At 39.2% G+C, this 15,461-nt stretch carries 16 protein-coding genes; 7 read left to right on the top strand and 9 right to left on the bottom strand.

Going from position 1 to position 15,461, the window contains the following annotated elements; genetic code table 11:
• Position 1 precedes the first annotated feature (1 nt).
• Positions 2 to 340, bottom strand: a complete 339-nt coding sequence (locus HT688_RS06855; protein ID WP_000682128.1) for a LytTR family DNA-binding domain-containing protein — start codon at positions 338 to 340, stop codon at positions 2 to 4.
• A 358-nt stretch (positions 341 to 698) separates the two neighbouring features.
• Between HT688_RS06855 and HT688_RS06850 the strand changes: the two genes are divergently transcribed.
• Together HT688_RS06850 and HT688_RS06845 are read left to right on the top strand one after the other, a co-directional pair.
• On the top strand, positions 699 to 950 hold the full coding sequence (locus tag HT688_RS06850; protein ID WP_001130045.1) for a hypothetical protein: 252 nt from the start codon (positions 699 to 701) through the stop codon (positions 948 to 950).
• A gap of 28 nt (positions 951 to 978) precedes the next feature.
• A complete protein-coding gene (locus HT688_RS06845) occupies positions 979 to 1,302 on the top strand; it encodes a hypothetical protein (protein ID WP_000131861.1) in 324 nt (107 codons plus the stop codon).
• A 61-nt stretch (positions 1,303 to 1,363) separates the two neighbouring features.
• Here HT688_RS06845 and HT688_RS06840 read toward each other — a convergent pair whose 3' ends face one another.
• A complete protein-coding gene (locus tag HT688_RS06840) occupies positions 1,364 to 2,413 on the bottom strand; it encodes an ABC transporter permease (protein WP_172923671.1) in 1,050 nt (349 codons plus the stop codon).
• The gene (locus tag HT688_RS06835; protein ID WP_000889950.1) at positions 2,410 to 3,141 is read right to left on the bottom strand and encodes an ABC transporter ATP-binding protein; all 732 of its coding nucleotides are present in this window, start codon (positions 3,139 to 3,141) and stop codon (positions 2,410 to 2,412) included. Before HT688_RS06835 ends, HT688_RS06840 begins: the two co-directional genes overlap by 4 nt.
• A 67-nt stretch (positions 3,142 to 3,208) precedes the next feature.
• On the opposite strand from HT688_RS06835, the gene HT688_RS06830 reads away from it, so the two are divergent.
• Both HT688_RS06830 and HT688_RS06825 read left to right on the top strand, forming a co-directional pair.
• Positions 3,209 to 3,619, top strand: coding sequence for an HIT family protein (locus HT688_RS06830; protein ID WP_001278321.1), 411 nt, complete (start codon positions 3,209 to 3,211; stop codon positions 3,617 to 3,619).
• 9 nt (positions 3,620 to 3,628) lie between these two features.
• Positions 3,629 to 3,916 carry a hypothetical protein gene (locus tag HT688_RS06825; protein WP_000777749.1) on the top strand — a complete coding sequence of 96 codons (288 nt, stop codon included), beginning with the start codon at positions 3,629 to 3,631 and terminating at the stop codon, positions 3,914 to 3,916.
• Between the two features lie 649 nt (positions 3,917 to 4,565).
• Here the strand turns inward: HT688_RS06825 and dnaJ are convergent.
• From dnaJ to HT688_RS06795, 6 genes are all read right to left on the bottom strand, one after another.
• On the bottom strand, positions 4,566 to 5,705 hold the full coding sequence (gene dnaJ, locus HT688_RS06820; protein ID WP_014017330.1) for a molecular chaperone DnaJ: 1,140 nt from the start codon (positions 5,703 to 5,705) through the stop codon (positions 4,566 to 4,568).
• Positions 5,706 to 5,983: 278 nt separating this feature from the next.
• Complete coding sequence (locus tag HT688_RS06815; protein ID WP_000114360.1) at positions 5,984 to 6,385, bottom strand: hypothetical protein; 402 nt, start codon at positions 6,383 to 6,385, stop codon at positions 5,984 to 5,986.
• A 1-nt stretch (position 6,386) separates the two neighbouring features.
• The gene (gene dnaK, locus HT688_RS06810; RefSeq protein ID WP_000034669.1) at positions 6,387 to 8,210 is read right to left on the bottom strand and encodes a molecular chaperone DnaK; all 1,824 of its coding nucleotides are present in this window, start codon (positions 8,208 to 8,210) and stop codon (positions 6,387 to 6,389) included.
• Between the two features lie 366 nt (positions 8,211 to 8,576).
• Positions 8,577 to 9,101, bottom strand: coding sequence for a nucleotide exchange factor GrpE (gene grpE / locus HT688_RS06805; RefSeq protein WP_000046032.1), 525 nt, complete (start codon positions 9,099 to 9,101; stop codon positions 8,577 to 8,579).
• 26 nt (positions 9,102 to 9,127) lie between these two features.
• The gene (hrcA, locus tag HT688_RS06800) at positions 9,128 to 10,162 is read right to left on the bottom strand and encodes a heat-inducible transcriptional repressor HrcA (protein WP_000255739.1); all 1,035 of its coding nucleotides are present in this window, start codon (positions 10,160 to 10,162) and stop codon (positions 9,128 to 9,130) included.
• A gap of 139 nt (positions 10,163 to 10,301) precedes the next feature.
• Positions 10,302 to 10,835, bottom strand: coding sequence for a DUF2812 domain-containing protein (locus tag HT688_RS06795; RefSeq protein ID WP_001088699.1), 534 nt, complete (start codon positions 10,833 to 10,835; stop codon positions 10,302 to 10,304).
• 607 nt (positions 10,836 to 11,442) lie between these two features.
• Here HT688_RS06795 and hsdR point away from each other — a divergent pair.
• The 3 genes from hsdR to HT688_RS06780 all read left to right on the top strand — a co-directional run.
• Positions 11,443 to 13,776, top strand: coding sequence for an EcoAI/FtnUII family type I restriction enzme subunit R (gene hsdR, locus HT688_RS06790; RefSeq protein ID WP_000229094.1), 2,334 nt, complete (start codon positions 11,443 to 11,445; stop codon positions 13,774 to 13,776).
• Between the two features lie 12 nt (positions 13,777 to 13,788).
• The gene (locus tag HT688_RS06785) at positions 13,789 to 15,252 is read left to right on the top strand and encodes a class I SAM-dependent DNA methyltransferase (protein ID WP_172923670.1); all 1,464 of its coding nucleotides are present in this window, start codon (positions 13,789 to 13,791) and stop codon (positions 15,250 to 15,252) included.
• A partial coding sequence (locus HT688_RS06780) for a hypothetical protein (RefSeq protein ID WP_032495955.1) occupies positions 15,252 to 15,461 on the top strand: 210 nt, incomplete at its 3' end. The genes HT688_RS06785 and HT688_RS06780, both read left to right, overlap by 1 nt.

The following is a 15,461-nucleotide window of genomic DNA, read 5'->3' as shown; positions in this document are numbered from 1 at the left end:
CCTACTCTCCTTCTTTCAACCATTTTTGACGAATTTCTCTATAGCGACGTCTGGCATACTTGACAGCGTATTGACCTTCTTCTCCGAGAAAAAGGATTCTTTCTTGAAAATCAATCGATTTCACTTTATCAAGATTGACCAAACAATTTCGATGACATCTCATCAAGGTTTTCCCATATTGGTTCTCAAGATCACTTAAATTTTGAACCATATTAAAACTAGCTTCTTCTGTAACAATCTGTACAGTATGGGCTTTAGTTGGATGTGTTTGGATATAGTAGACATCGTCGATGTTTACTTTATAAACTGTTTTCTGTGTCTGAATAATCATATGTTTCATTGGATTCTCCTCCTAAGAAAAGAATAACAGAAAAGTTCTCACACAAGCGCACCCAATCCTAAACAGTCTTTGAAAACTCCTAAAAGGACTATTTTTCTACAACATCATGATGAGCTTACAACTATTTTATCATAAAATCTTAACAGTACCATTCAGGAAATTTCAAGGACAATTAAAGATTTGATGGTGAAAAAGGAGATAAAAGTGATAGACTATGATTATAGAAAGACTATGTTTGCAACAACTTTAAAAATCATCAAAAAAGGAGGGGTGCATATGATTTATTCACATCCACCATGATTAACACCCTATAAATATACTCTATTGCAATTGACGTAAATATAACAAGGAGAAAATTATGGCCAAGTCAAATAAAACAAAACAATTAACATCAATCGAACTTTCTCATATAAATGGCGGTAGTATTCCATATGGATGGTATTCTCCGTTTCATATGATTAGCGATAATGTACTATGTAGAAATGGATATTCATATAATAAAGCTAATCTTGATAATGGTAAATGTATCATTGATTGGGGCAACATAGTTGGCAATGTTGCTAATAATATAGGTGCCTCACTAGGAGATTTACACAATCCCTTACCTTAAAACATAAATTATATAGGAGGTCACGTAAATGACAGACCCAATTAAAACTGCTCAGGCACTGATAACTGACTTAAACAAAGCCTACCAAGCATGCAGACAGGCAACCGCTGACGACGTCCGCTTTCAGGAGCAATTAAACTCTATTCTTGGCTTTCTAGCAAAGGCTGAGACAGTGGATAATCGAGTCTTGATTGAACTGGAAAAATTTTACCAGACTTCCAGTCTTCTCATGGGACTCAGCGCTCTCGATCCAGATGCTCCTACTCGTGCCGCTTGGCGGGCCTATGACCGCTTCCACTTTGACCAAGTCAAGACCAAGTTGAGCCTCTACGGGCCAACCATTATCTTGTAGAAAATAAAAGAAGTTGAGGCAAACTGAACTCAACTTCTTTTTTAGTGTCATATAGGCAATGTTAGTCCTGCATCTGACGTTTTACCTGATAAGGCAAATACAAGACTTGTAAAACCAAACCTGCACCCAGCAAGGCTAGAAGGGCTAGTTTTTCTTGGAAGGTAATCAACCCGACAACTAATTCCACAAGTAAAACAAAACTGGTCAATCCTCGGACTACCGCCTGCAAGCCTTTTTCCTTTTGCCCCTTGTCCAGTGGAAAGAGTTGAGTCAAATACTGGTAGTCAAAGGCATGATAGAGGGCCAGCAACTGGAAGAGCAAGAGGTAGTTAAAGAGAACTACCACTGCTGTCGCAATCCAAGCTTGCTCGATAAAGACCTGCGCCAGCAAGGAAAGTAGGAGCAGACGGAGACTGAGCGCAAAGAGATCTCCATTTCGCAAATAAGAACGAAGATAGAGATTTTGCCAAATCTTCCCAGGCACCTTCTGAACAACCTTTAGGATAAAGTCCAGATAGGCACGACGCTTGACGCTGTTTGAAATTCCCTTTACCTGCGTAAAGAGGGCAAAGAAACGAAGCAAGACTTGTTTGCGCTTGCTTTCTTGGGAAATGACATAGTGCCAGTTCAGTCCAGTTTCAGTGAAAAATTTGCTGGCCTTTTGACGAAAGAGGAAATATTTACCTAACCCAAACAAAAGCACATAGATTAGGAAGACAGGCAAGCCATAACCCATGGCTAAAAATAAGGGCGCAAATAAAAGCAAGAAAAGGGTCTGTACAAAGAGCCAAAAGACTAGGGAAATGCCAGTTTGACGCTTGAGATGGAGCTTGATTTCCTCTTCTCCAACTAAGAGAAAGAGCTTGTCTGGAGCCTCCATATAGGTGGCAATTCCACCCCAAAGCAACAGTAAAACAGAGGTAATTCCTACAAACAAAAGGATGGGCCAATGATTTTCAGGAAAATCTTGCAAGAGTTGACTGTACTGGTAGGCTAGAAAGCCCAGCAGGACAAGCAGGAACAAGACAAAGTGGTCATTGAGAACATAACGTAGATAACCAAGACACTCCTTACGAAAAGCCTGCTTTCTCTTTAAAAACAAGTCTTTCATAGGTCCTCCTCTTTGGTCAGAGCCAAGTAAATATCATTCAAACTAGCCTCAGGCATGTTAAAGGCTTCGCGCAGTTGCAGGAGATTTCCCTTAGCACGCACTTCCCCTTTGTGAAGAATGACAAAAGCATCACACATCTTTTCCGCTGAATCCAGCACGTGGGTACTCATGAGAATAGACTTGCCTTTTTGCTTTTCCACTTCCAAAAGCTGAATCAAGTCCGCAATAGCCAACGGGTCAAGACCAAGGAAAGGCTCATCCACGATGAAAAGACTTGGATCCACCACAAAAGCACAGATAATCATGACCTTCTGCTTCATCCCTTTTGAAAAATGAACAGGGAACCAGTCTAATTTCTGGTCCAGACGGAACATTTTTAACAAAGGTTCTACTCGATCAAAAGCAAGATCTTGCTCAATACCATAAGCCATGGCAACCGTTTCGATATGCTCTCTGAGGGTCAATTCCTCATACAAGCTAGGTGTCTCAGGAATGTAGCCAATTTGCTTGCGGTAACTTGTCGCATCTTCTTGCAGGGTCAGGCCATTGATATTGATGGAGCCACTATAAGGTGTCAACAGACCGATAATTTCATTGATGGTCGTCGATTTTCCAGCACCATTGAGACCAATCAAACCGACCAACTGCCCACTTTCAACAGTAAAAGACACATCTTTCAAAACAGGGACATGAACATAGCCACCTGTCAGGTTTTTAATTTCTAACATATTTTCTCCAAATCTGGTATAATGTAGCTATATTATATCAAAATTCAGTACAGTAGAGGTAGATTTTATGTCAGATTGCATTTTTTGTAAAATCATCGCAGGGGAAATTCCTGCTTCAAAAGTATATGAAGATGAGCAGGTTCTTGCCTTTCTTGATATCTCTCAAGTGACACCAGGACACACCTTGGTCGTGCCAAAAGAACACTATCGTAATCTTTTAGAAATGGATGCTACTAGCGCCAGCCAACTCTTTGCCCAAGTACCAAAAGTAGCTCAAAAAGTCATGAAAGCTACCAAGGCTACTGGTATGAATATCATTGCTAACTGTGAAGAAGTCGCAGGTCAAACCGTCTTTCATACCCATGTTCACCTCGTACCTCGCTACAGTGCGGACGATGACCTTAAGATTGATTTTATCGCCCACGAACCAGACTTTGACAAACTCGCTCAAGTCGCTGAAACCATCAAAAATGCCTAAGGAGTTGCCATGAAATTATCCAATCTATTGCTATTTGCAGGAGCTGCAGCTGGAAGTTATCTGCTCACAAAAAATCGCCAAACCATCACAGATGAAGTCTTGAATACCACTGACCGCGTTCAAGCTATCAAGGACGATGTGGATATTATCCAAAACAGCCTACAAATCATTGACCAGCAAAAAGAACTCATCAAGGAATATCAAGAAGACCTGACTTACAAGTTTAAGGTCTTGGAAAAGGATATCCAGACTAGACTAGCTGTGATTAAAGAAACACAGGAAATCGAAGATAAGTAAAAAGAGCCAGTCGGCTCTTTTTTAAAACGTAAACAAGTTATATCCCATCAACTATACATCATAATTTAGGCAACTCATACTCAATAAAAATCAAAGAGCAAACTAGAAAGCTAGGCGCAGGCTGCTCAAAACACCGTTTTGAGGTTGTGAATAGAACTGACAAAGTCAGCTCAAAACACAGTTTTGAGGTTGTAGACAAGCCGACGCTGACGTGGTTTGAGGAGATTTTTAAAGAGTATCATTCACCATTTCACAACTAAATCGAAGATTTTCCGCCGTACTGAAAACGAGTCTGGGATAAAAGTCTAATCTTCAATATAAAAAGCGAACAAAACGAGTTATCTGACACTCAGAATTCTGTCTTGTTCGCTTTTTTATCTAATCTATCGATTTTTAAAATTTATAATAAAGAATTCCTGAAATCAAAATCTTTTTGTCTCAGACTCGTCCGGAAACTTTGAGACCTAGGCTCAAAGTTTAGGTATGAAACTTCGAAGAAGATCGCTACCGTCCGTCATTACTTAAGGAAAGTCTTAAAAAATCTATAAACAAAAAGAGCCACTCGGCTCTTTTTGTTTATACTCAATGAAANNTACTTGAGTACGGCAAGGCAACGCTGACGTGGTTTGAATTTGATTTTCGAAGAGTATTATTCTCCTTCAAAGGCATCTTTAATATGGTCAAAGAAGCCCTTTTTCTTTGGATTGACTTTTAAATCACCAGCAGCTGCAAATTCTTTCAAGGCTGCTTTTTGACGATCGTTCAAGCCTGTTGGTGTTACGACATTAACGGTAACATATTGGTCACCAACTGCACCACCACGAAGACTCGGAGCTCCTTTGCCACGTAGGCGGAATTTCTTACCAGTCTGAGTTCCCTCTGGGACAACCAATTCAACATCACCGTGAACAGTTGGAATATCTACTGTGTCACCAAGAGCTGCTTGGACAAAGTTGAGGTTGAGATTGTAGAAGATAGTAGTTCCTTCACGTTCAAACTTATCGCTGGCTTCCACAGAAACAACCACGTACAAGTCACCATAAGGTCCACCGTTAAATCCAGCTTCACCTTGACCAGCTAGGCGAATTTGTTGACCAGTTTCCACACCAGCAGGAATTTTGACATGTACGCTATGATCTTGTTTTTCATGCCCTGTTCCGTGACATGTTGTACATGGATCTTTGATTTCTTTTCCGCGACCATGACAGACATCACAGGTTACTTGACGACGCATCATACCAAGCGGAGTCTGCGTATCGACGTTAATGACACCAGCACCATGACAGCGTCCACAAGTGACTGGACTGGTTCCTGGCTTAGCACCTGAGCCATTACATGTACGACAGCTTGCTTCACGGTTGTATTTAACTTCTTTTTCAGCTCCAAAAATAGCTTCTTCAAAGGTCAAGTTCACACGATACTGGAGGTCATCCCCTTGGCGAGGAGCATTTGGATTGCGTGAAGCACCGCCTCCGCCGAAGAAACTTGAGAAAATGTCCTCAAAACCACCGAAGCCACCTGCCCCATTGAAACCGCCAGCTCCACCACCGAAGCCTCCAAATCCACCATTGGCGCCTGCAGCACCATATTGGTCATAGGCAGCCCGTTTTTGGTCGTCACTCAAAGTCTCATAGGCTTCTTGAACTTCCTTGTACTTTTCCTCAGCACCAGGCTCCTTATTGATATCTGGGTGATATTTTTTCGAAAGCTTACGATAAGCCTTTTTGATCTCGTCTGCCGAAGCGTTTTTTGACACCCCCAGACGATCATAAAATTCAGTATTGTTCATACAAGATACCAAGACCGTAAAATTCGACTGAAAAATAGGAAATCTGACGCTGGAGCGATGCTCCTAGACAGATTTATCTTTTTTCCGAGAATTTAGGTCGGGTTCAATTCCTTTCTGTTATATTAAGTAAGAAATTTGGGAACCCGTGTTCAATTCCCTGAACACATTTGTTCCTTTCTTTCATATTGATGAGACAAAACCCAAACAAATGATATTCCGTCCCTTTTTATCGAAAAACAGAGGCTGGGTTGCAACCTCTGCAAATAAGTAAATTAACTTTATTTTGATTTTAAATATCCTATAAGTACAGAAATATTTATATATTTTTGTCTCTTCTTAGTATTTGCTATAAAATTCCAATAGATTAGAAGGAATACACCGACAACCCAAATCATGCCCATTATAAACGATATTATAAATTCTGGTTTTTGTATGGTTGCTGATACTAGTGCTGATACTAGCGCTGACAACAATACTGAAGTAACAAAATTCCTTACCGCCTCATCATTTTTAACACAACTTTCATGCTCAGCTAAAATAATTGCTTTATACCTAGCCAAATATACTGCTGGAATATTATCTATAAAATCTTTTGCAGACTCATAACTATCAGCTTTATTACAGAAATCATTATAAACTTTTCGTGTATTTTTTAGATATTCTTCAGCCAATACACTCATCTTACTTTTCAGTAAACTCTCCGTCTACGACGTCATCGCCTGCGTTTCCTGTTGCTTGTGTGCCTTCTGCTCCTGCTTGAGCTTGTTGCGCTGCTGCTGCTTGTTCGTAGAGTTTAACAGCAAGTCCTTGAGCTTTTTCGTTCAATGCTTCAAGTTTTGCTTTCATATCGTCCAAGTTGTTGTCTTCTTGAGCTTTTTTAAGGTCATCAAGGGCAGATTGGGCAGCGTCACGTTCTGCGTCGAATCCTTTGCCTTCAGTTTCCTTGATTGTCTTTTCAGTCGCAAAGATCGCTTGGTCTACTTCGTTACGAAGGTCAACTTCTTCTTTACGTTTCTTATCTGCTTCAGCGTTAGCTTCTGCATCTTTCATCATGCGGTCAATTTCTTCGTCAGTCAAACCTGAGTTAGATTGGATCACAATAGTTTGTTCTTTTTGAGTTCCAAGGTCTTTAGCTTTAACAGACACGATACCGTTCTTGTCGATGTCAAATGTTACTTCGATTTGAGGAATTCCACGAGGTGCAGCTGGGATATCGGTCAATTGGAAACGTCCAAGAGTCTTGTTATCTGCTGCCATTGGGCGTTCACCTTGAAGAACGTGGATATCAACGGCTGGTTGGTTGTCTGCTGCAGTTGAGAAGACTTGTGATTTAGATGTTGGAATTGTTGTGTTGCGGTCAATGAGTTTTGTGAAGACTCCACCCATTGTTTCAATACCAAGTGACAATGGTGTTACGTCAAGAAGGACAACGTCTTTAACGTCACCAGTGATGACACCACCTTGGATAGCAGCACCCATAGCCACAACTTCATCAGGGTTTACTGATTTGTTTGGTTCTTTACCAGTTTCAGCCTTAACAGCTTCAACAACGGCTGGGATACGAGTTGAACCACCAACAAGGATAACTTCGTCGATTTCTGACAAGCTCAAACCTGCATCTGAAAGGGCTTGACGAACTGGAACCTTTGTGCGTTCTACAAGGTCACGAGTCAAATCGTCAAATTTCGCACGAGTCAAAGTCATTTCCAAGTGAAGAGGTCCAGCCTCGCCTGCAGTGATGAATGGTAAGCTGATTTGAGTTGAAGTTACACCAGAAAGGTCTTTCTTCGCTTTTTCAGCTGCATCTTTCAAACGTTGCATTGCCATCTTGTCAGTAGACAAGTCAATACCGTTTTCTTTTTTGAATTCTGCTACCAAGTGGTCGATGATTTTTTGGTCAAAGTCATCACCACCAAGTTTGTTGTCCCCTGCAGTTGACAATACGTCGAAGACACCGTCACCCAATTCAAGGATAGAAACGTCGAATGTACCACCACCAAGGTCAAATACCAAGATTTTTTCTTCTTTATCAGTCTTGTCCAAACCGTAAGCAAGGGCTGCTGCAGTTGGTTCGTTGACAATACGTTCTACTTCAAGACCAGCAATTTTACCAGCGTCTTTTGTTGCTTGACGTTGAGCGTCGTTGAAGTAAGCAGGAACTGTGATAACTGCTTTGGTTACTTTTTCACCAAGATAGTCTTCAGCGTATCCTTTCAAGTATTGAAGAATCATAGCTGAGATTTCTTGTGGAGTGTATTCTTTTCCATTAGCAGAAACTTTTTCAGAAGTTCCCATTTTAGATTTGATAGAGATAACTGTATCTGGGTTTGTAACTGCTTGACGTTTCGCAGCGTCACCAACAATGATTTCTCCGTTTTTGAATGAGACTACAGATGGAGTTGTGCGGTTTCCTTCTGGGTTTGCGATGATTTTACTTTCAGTTCCTTCAAGAACTGCTACTGCTGAGTTTGTTGTACCTAAGTCAATACCGATAATTTTAGACATGTGTTTTTCTCCTTGTTAGTTAATTTTCTTTTTTTATATTTCCCTTAAGTGGTGGGGACGTGAGCAACTCCCTTCGGGATTTCATCACTTATTTTTGAGCCTATTGTCTCAAAAATCCCCTGTTTCAGTAGCAAAAGCTACTGAAACTTTTACCACGGCGGGAAATATCTTCCTTGCAAGCCTCCGGCTTGCCTCTTATCTTTCTTCATAGTTTATTGTCGTTTCGGACAAGTTTTCTATTATGTAAATTGCGACACGAGAAGTCGAAATCGATTTTATTTCGACGACGAGTTAATAAGGAGGCTAGGCAAACGCCATAGCGATTGCCGTTTTCTGACGAGTTGCTTTAGCTACCGTCAGAATTGCCTAGTTGTAAACAACTACCATGGCTGGGCGTAGGATGCGATCATAGAGTTTGTAGCCTTTTTGGAAAACTTGGGCGATGGTATCTGCCGGGTGTTCATCGTCTGCTGGGAGAGTTTGGATGGCCATATGGTAGTTATGGTCAAATTTACCGTCAGCTGCGATTTCTTTGATTCCTTCTTCTTTCAAAGCGTGAATCAAGCTTTCTTGCACCATCTCCAATCCTTTTTTGACATCGTCTGTCAATCCTTCAACCGCGAGTGCACGCTCAAGGTTATCCAAAGAAGGGAGAATCGCTTTTGCTAAGTCCTGGCTACGATAACGTTGCATGTTTTGACGCTCTTCATTAGCACGGCGTTGGATATTTTGCATTTCCGCATGAGCGCGAAGGTATTTGTTTTCGAACTCATCTGCACGTTCATTCGCCAAGTCCAACTCAGACTTCTCAGGAGTTGTTTCTTCAGCTGTTTCCACAACTTCCTCTTCTTGAACTTCTTCTACTTCTTCATTTTTTATATCTTGGGCCATTTTCGCCTCCTTTAATGATTTCAATCTTAATGTACTTCGTAATGATTACTGCTGAGGTAGCGGTAAAAATCTGTCAACTTCATGGTCAAAACACGGTTGACCACATTGACTTGGTTGATTAGCTGTTGGTAATCCAGATTGACTGGACCGATAATGGCTAGAATTCCAACTCCCCGATAAGGAATGAGGAACTTGCTACTAATCACAGCTAGGTCAGCTAGACAGGACTCCTGACTGTCTGCAACACGGACGTTTTGCATCTGATCTTCACGCAACCCCTCACGAATCTCCAGAGCCACCTTTTGCGGTTGATCAAAGAACTGATAGACTGCTAGATTGGCAAAATTCAAGAGATTAACCTTGCCCGCCACCACAATGTTTTCGTTGAACATTTCCTTAAAGATATGTTCAAAGAGATCGATCACATTGTCCGTTGTTGTAAAGTAACGCTGGATAATCTGCGGAATCTCCGTCCGAATCTTGTAGTGAATATCTAAAACGGTGTGACCGAGGAAACGTTCCTGAATGATGCTCTTCAGTTTCAGCAAATCTTCCTGCAAGAAGTTCCTTGGAATCAGAAACTGACTGGTAACCGTTCGCGACTCGTCTAGGGTGAATACTGCCAAGGCTGTATGTTGCCCCAAAACAACGATATCAAAGGCTGTCAAACGTTGCCTGCTCGGCTCAACATCCAGTGCCACTACCGTACAGCCACTCAGGTCTGTCAGTAGATTAGCAGCTTCTTGCAGAATATCCTCCAGTTTGAAGAATTCCTGATCAAAGGCTTTGACAATCTCATATACCTCATTTTCAGCCAGTTGATCAAAATCCAGTGAGTGTTTTACATAGTACTGAAAACCAGCAATACTTGGCATCCGACCGCTTGAAGTATGAGCCTTTTCAAGCAAACCTTGCTTTTCTAGAGCCGCCATGTCATTACGAATGGTTGCACTGCTAGAGTTAATAGACTCTTGCAAGGCTTTGGATCCGACAGGTTCGTGCGTTTTGGTAAAGATGTCAATAATCAGATTTAAAATATCCTGCTGACGCTCTGTAACCATCTCATCACTCCTCTCTGTCTGATAAATTAGCACTCGATACATTCAAGTGCTAACTTATGATTCTATTATACACCCTTAGAAGAGAATGTCAAGATAAAAATTCAAAAAATTAGCACTCTTTTATCAAGAGTGCTAAAAATCAGTCTGAAGACCTAGAACCCTGCCTTCCATCTACTCGGTATTTACTTTTTAGTCTGAAATAACCATAGATTAGATAAGAAATCATAAAGGCATATAGAGCAAAAATAACAAAGAAAGATTGCGACAGTTCTTCTCGAAACAAACTCATACAAACAACAAAACCTCCTAAGAAAGTAGCTGCACATGAACGAAGTCTATATCGCATAACTTCCCACCTGAGATTATTACTCATATAGACTTGATCCTCTGAAAGTATATCAGAAGCCGATTTACGAAGAATCGAACAAAAACCTGCTCCTATCAATTCCCAACCTCTATTTCTAAAATCTTGCAGTTCATGCTTATATTTTTTAAGAAATCTAGAATCATAGATACGGTAGATGACATCGTCTGGTTGACATTGGTCAAGATAGAACAAACCAAAACGACTAGTTCTATACCTCCAACCTTTCAAATGCATCTCATGTAAATATTCTTCTTTCTTGTCCAAATCAACAATGGTGAAAATCCGAAATTCTACTCTGCTATTCATTGTCTTACCCCAAAATTAGACAACATGCCTAGCGTTATTTATTAGATAATTCTTTCCACTTTTGACTCAATCTCCAAAAAATATAAGAAATCTGAATCGCAAAAACTATCAATAAAACCCAATCTATTATGAAAATCAAAAACACTTCCCAACTGAAAGAACTACCTCCAGTGACAAACTTTGAGAAAAACGGTAGTAGAGCTAAAAAGAGAAGCAAAATAGGAAGCATCCGCATTGTTAAAATCCTTTTGGCATAAAAAAATCTTTATTTAAACGAAAATATTATAGCAAAATTTACGCCAGTTTTTGAACGGCTGATGTAGATATTTTATACTTTCAAAATGTTTAAATGTGATTATTTATTTTTGAAAAATATCTCACCAGCCCGACTGAAAGTGCTTATAGAATGATAATAAGTCGCCTGCCGAAAACAGCGGAAAATAGCGGTGTTATGCGGAGATAATCTGACGCGATGCGAAAGTATATTGCATACTTATTTTCAACAATTTAGCAGAGTATTTTTATAAGTGTGATATAATAGAAGTATAATTTGTTCTGATAGTTTATTTTATGGAGAAGTAGATTTTTAGAATGCGGAGGGTTCAATATGGTTGAGTTTATAAAGTCTAAGAAAGAAATGAGTGAGGAGGATATTAAAGCAAATTTCATCACTCCTGCTATTGTATCCAAAGGATGGAAAAATGGTGAGCATATCGCTTACGAAGAATACTTCACTGATGGTCGAATTGAGGTTAGAGGAGATAAGGCTCGTCGTAAAGAAGGAAAAAAATCAGACTATTCACTGTATTACCAATTTGGAACTCGAATTGCAATTGTTGAGGCAAAGGATAATAAACACAGCGTTCGAGCAGGATTACAACAAGCTATTGAATACGGAGAGATTTTAGATGTTCCATTTGTTTATTCTTCGAATGGTGATGGCTTTATTGAACACGACCGTATCACGAGAGAAGAACGTGAGCTGGAGTTAGACGAATTCCCTACTCGTGAAGAATTATTTTCTCGTATGACGAAGGAAAAAGGATTGACGTACGAAATTACAGAAGCTATCTCAACTCCATACTATACAGACGCCTTCTCAATGAAAACGCCACGCTATTATCAGCAAATAGCTATCAACCGTACTATTGAAACAGTTGCCAGAGGACAAAAACGAGTAATGTTTGTGATGGCAACAGGAACGGGGAAAACGTTCATGGCTTTTCAAATTATTCATCGCCTTCGAAAAGCTGGTTTGGCTAAACGAGTTTTATTCTTAGCAGATAGAAACATCTTAGTAGACCAAACGATGGCTGAAGACTTTAGACCATTCGAAAAGGTAATGACGAAAATTACACCAAAACTTTTGACTGCTCCTGAAAAATTAAATTCTTTTGAAATTTATCTAGGGCTTTATCAGCAACTAACTGGTGAAGATGGAACTGAGACACATTATCAAAAATTTGACAAAGACTTCTTTGATTTAATCGTAATTGATGAAGCGCACCGTGGTTCAGCTAAGGAAGACAGTAACTGGCGTAAGGTGATTGATTATTTCAGTTCTGCGACACAGATTGGGATGACCGCTACTCCTAAAGAAACCAAGAATGCTTCCAATACGGAATACTTTGGTGAGCCAATCTATACTTATAGTTTAAAACAGGGAATAGAGGATGGTTTTTTGGCTCCATATCGTGTTATGAGGGTTAATTTAGATGTGGATGTGGATGGTTATCGTCCAGAAACTGGAAAAGTTGATGCTAACGAACAATTAATAGAAGATAGGTACTACAGCAGGAAAGATTTTGATAAAACCATTGTCATTGATGATAGAACGCAAAGAGTTGCCAAGTTTGTTTCTGATTATATGAAGCAAAGCAATGCACGATTTGATAAAACAATTGTTTTTTGTGTTGATATTGACCATGCCGAGCGAATGCGTGCTGCACTTGTAAAAGAGAATCTAGACTTAGTCCAAGAAGACTATCGTTATGTCATGCAAGTAACTGGTGACAACGCTGAAGGAAAAGCTCAACTGGATAACTTTATGGATGTCAATTCTAATTTTCCCGCTATTGTAACAACGTCTAAATTATTAACGACAGGAGTTAATGCTAAAACATGTCGTTTGATTGTTTTAGACTCTAATATCCAATCCATGACTGAATTTAAACAAATTATTGGTCGTGGCACACGTCTTTATCCTCAAAAGGGGAAAGAATTTTTTACGATTATTGATTTTCGAAATGTTACCAATTTGTTTGCTGACCCTGATTTTGATGGTGAACCAGTGAAGGTTCTGGAAACGGGCGCAAAAACAAACAATGGTACTACACCTGGTTTTGTAAACGAAGGTGGTGACCCAGTAGAAAAATATATCGTTACAGACAAGCAGGTTACCATTCTTAATTCTACTGTTCAAGTATTGGATGAAAACGGGAAACTGATTACCGAAAGCCTGACCGACTACACTCGGAAGAATATCTTAGGTAGCTACGCCACTTTGAACGATTTTATCACAGTTTGGCATACGGCGGATAAAAAGAAGCTTATCTTAGACGAACTTTATAAAAAAGGAGTTTATCTAGATGCTATTCGAGAGTCGGAGGGAATATCAGAACAAGAAATCGATGATTTTGATTTACTCCTAAAACTTGCCTATGGTCAAAAAGAATTAACCAAAACGGAACGTATCAATAAGCTCAAACAAAGCGGATATTTATATAAATATAGTGAGGAAGCGCGTGCTGTTTTGGAAATTTTACTGAACAAATACATGGATAAAGGTATTGGAGAACTCGAAAGCATTGAAACATTAAAACTTCCAGAATTTCAGATATATGGTGGAACCTTCAAAATCATCAATACTTATTTTGGAGATAAAAAACGATATTTACAAGCAATTAAAGAATTGGAGCAAGAGCTATTTACAGTAGCTTAATGAAAGGAAAGTATGTCAATTACATCATTTGTAAAAAGAATTCAAGATATCACTCGAAACGATGCTGGTGTTAATGGTGATGCTCAACGTATTGAGCAAATGTCTTGGTTATTATTCTTAAAAATTTATGATAGCCGTGAAATGGTTTGGGAATTAGAAGAAGACGAGTATGAGTCAATTATCCCAGAGGAATTAAAATGGCGAAATTGGGCTCATGCTCAAAATGGGGAACGGGTATTGACAGGCGATGAATTACTTGATTTTGTCAATAACAAGTTATTCAAAGAGTTGAAAGAGCTTGAAATAACTTCAAATATGCCTATTCGAAAAACGATTGTTAAATCAGCTTTTGAAGATGCGAACAACTATATGAAAAATGGCGTCTTGTTACGCCAAGTCATCAATGTTATTGATGAAGTTGATTTCAAGAGCCCTGAAGATCGTCATTCGTTTAATGATATTTACGAAAAAATTCTTAAAGATATTCAAAATGCTGGGAACTCAGGAGAATTTTATACGCCACGTGCAGCGACTGATTTTATTGCCGAAGTTCTTGACCCAAAACTTGGAGAATCAATGGCAGACCTTGCTTGCGGAACAGGAGGCTTCTTGACTTCGACTCTGAACCGTTTAAGTAGTCAACGTAAAACTAGTGAAGATACCAAAAAATATAATACAGCTGTTTTTGGTATTGAAAAGAAAGCATTTCCTCATCTTTTAGCAGTTACAAATCTGTTTCTTCACGAAATTGATGACCCTAAAATTGTTCATGGAAATACTTTGGAGAAAAATGTTCGTGAATATACGGATGATGAAAAATTTGACATTATTATGATGAATCCACCTTTTGGAGGGTCAGAATTAGAAACAATAAAAAATAACTTTCCAGCAGAATTACGGAGTTCTGAAACAGCTGATTTATTTATGGCTGTCATTATGTATCGTTTGAAAGAAAATGGTCGTGTTGGAGTTATTTTACCTGATGGTTTTCTATTTGGTGAAGGTGTAAAAACTCGCTTGAAACAAAAACTGGTAGATGAGTTCAACTTACATACGATTATTAGGTTGCCTCATAGTGTCTTTGCACCGTATACAGGAATCCATACGAACATTCTTTTCTTTGATAAAACAAAGAAAACAGAAGAAACTTGGTTTTATCGTTTAGATATGCCAGATGGTTATAAAAATTTCTCGAAAACTAAGCCGATGAAGTCAGAACACTTCAATCCTGTTCGTGACTGGTGGGAAAATCGTGAAGAGATTTTGGAAGGTAAGTTCTACAAATCTAAATCATTTACACCTAGTGAATTGGCTGAGTTGAATTATAATTTAGACCAGTGTGGCTTTCCAAAAGAGGAAGAGGAAATCTTAAATCCCTTTGAGTTGATTCAGAATTATCAAGCGGAAAGAGCAACTTTAAATCATAAGATTGATAATGTATTAGCTGATATTTTGCAGTTGTTGGAGGACAAATAATGACACCAGAACAACTTAAAGCAAGTATTCTCCAAAGAGCGATGGAAGGGAAATTAGTGCCGCAAAATCCCAATGACGAACCTGCAAGTGAATTATTAAAGAGAATTAAAGCTGAAAAAGAAAAACTTATCAGTGAAGGAAAAATCAAACGAGATAAAAAGGAAACTGAGATATTTCGTGGTGATGATGGGAAACATTATGGGAAGTTT

Source organism: Streptococcus sp. 1559 (genome assembly GCF_013276735.1).
GTDB classification, from domain to species: domain Bacteria; phylum Bacillota; class Bacilli; order Lactobacillales; family Streptococcaceae; genus Streptococcus; species Streptococcus pseudopneumoniae.
This window is presented reverse-complemented; position numbering and strand designations above follow the sequence as displayed.

What these genes read in the sequence shown, in the direction of transcription:
- HT688_RS06855 (WP_000682128.1), bottom strand. Translation starts at nt 340, where the DNA reads ATGAAACATATGATTATTCAGACACAGAAAACAGTTTATAAAGTAAAC.
- HT688_RS06850 (WP_001130045.1), top strand. Translation starts at nt 699, where the DNA reads ATGGCCAAGTCAAATAAAACAAAACAATTAACATCAATCGAACTTTCT.
- HT688_RS06845 (WP_000131861.1), top strand. Translation starts at nt 979, where the DNA reads ATGACAGACCCAATTAAAACTGCTCAGGCACTGATAACTGACTTAAAC.
- HT688_RS06840 (WP_172923671.1), bottom strand. Translation starts at nt 2,413, where the DNA reads ATGAAAGACTTGTTTTTAAAGAGAAAGCAGGCTTTTCGTAAGGAGTGT.
- HT688_RS06835 (WP_000889950.1), bottom strand. Translation starts at nt 3,141, where the DNA reads ATGTTAGAAATTAAAAACCTGACAGGTGGCTATGTTCATGTCCCTGTT.
- HT688_RS06830 (WP_001278321.1), top strand. Translation starts at nt 3,209, where the DNA reads ATGTCAGATTGCATTTTTTGTAAAATCATCGCAGGGGAAATTCCTGCT.
- HT688_RS06825 (WP_000777749.1), top strand. Translation starts at nt 3,629, where the DNA reads ATGAAATTATCCAATCTATTGCTATTTGCAGGAGCTGCAGCTGGAAGT.
- dnaJ (WP_014017330.1), bottom strand. Translation starts at nt 5,705, where the DNA reads ATGAACAATACTGAATTTTATGATCGTCTGGGGGTGTCAAAAAACGCT.
- HT688_RS06815 (WP_000114360.1), bottom strand. Translation starts at nt 6,385, where the DNA reads ATGAGTGTATTGGCTGAAGAATATCTAAAAAATACACGAAAAGTTTAT.
- dnaK (WP_000034669.1), bottom strand. Translation starts at nt 8,210, where the DNA reads ATGTCTAAAATTATCGGTATTGACTTAGGTACAACAAACTCAGCAGTA.
- grpE (WP_000046032.1), bottom strand. Translation starts at nt 9,101, where the DNA reads ATGGCCCAAGATATAAAAAATGAAGAAGTAGAAGAAGTTCAAGAAGAG.
- hrcA (WP_000255739.1), bottom strand. Translation starts at nt 10,162, where the DNA reads ATGGTTACAGAGCGTCAGCAGGATATTTTAAATCTGATTATTGACATC.
- HT688_RS06795 (WP_001088699.1), bottom strand. Translation starts at nt 10,835, where the DNA reads ATGAATAGCAGAGTAGAATTTCGGATTTTCACCATTGTTGATTTGGAC.
- hsdR (WP_000229094.1), top strand. Translation starts at nt 11,443, where the DNA reads ATGGTTGAGTTTATAAAGTCTAAGAAAGAAATGAGTGAGGAGGATATT.
- HT688_RS06785 (WP_172923670.1), top strand. Translation starts at nt 13,789, where the DNA reads ATGTCAATTACATCATTTGTAAAAAGAATTCAAGATATCACTCGAAAC.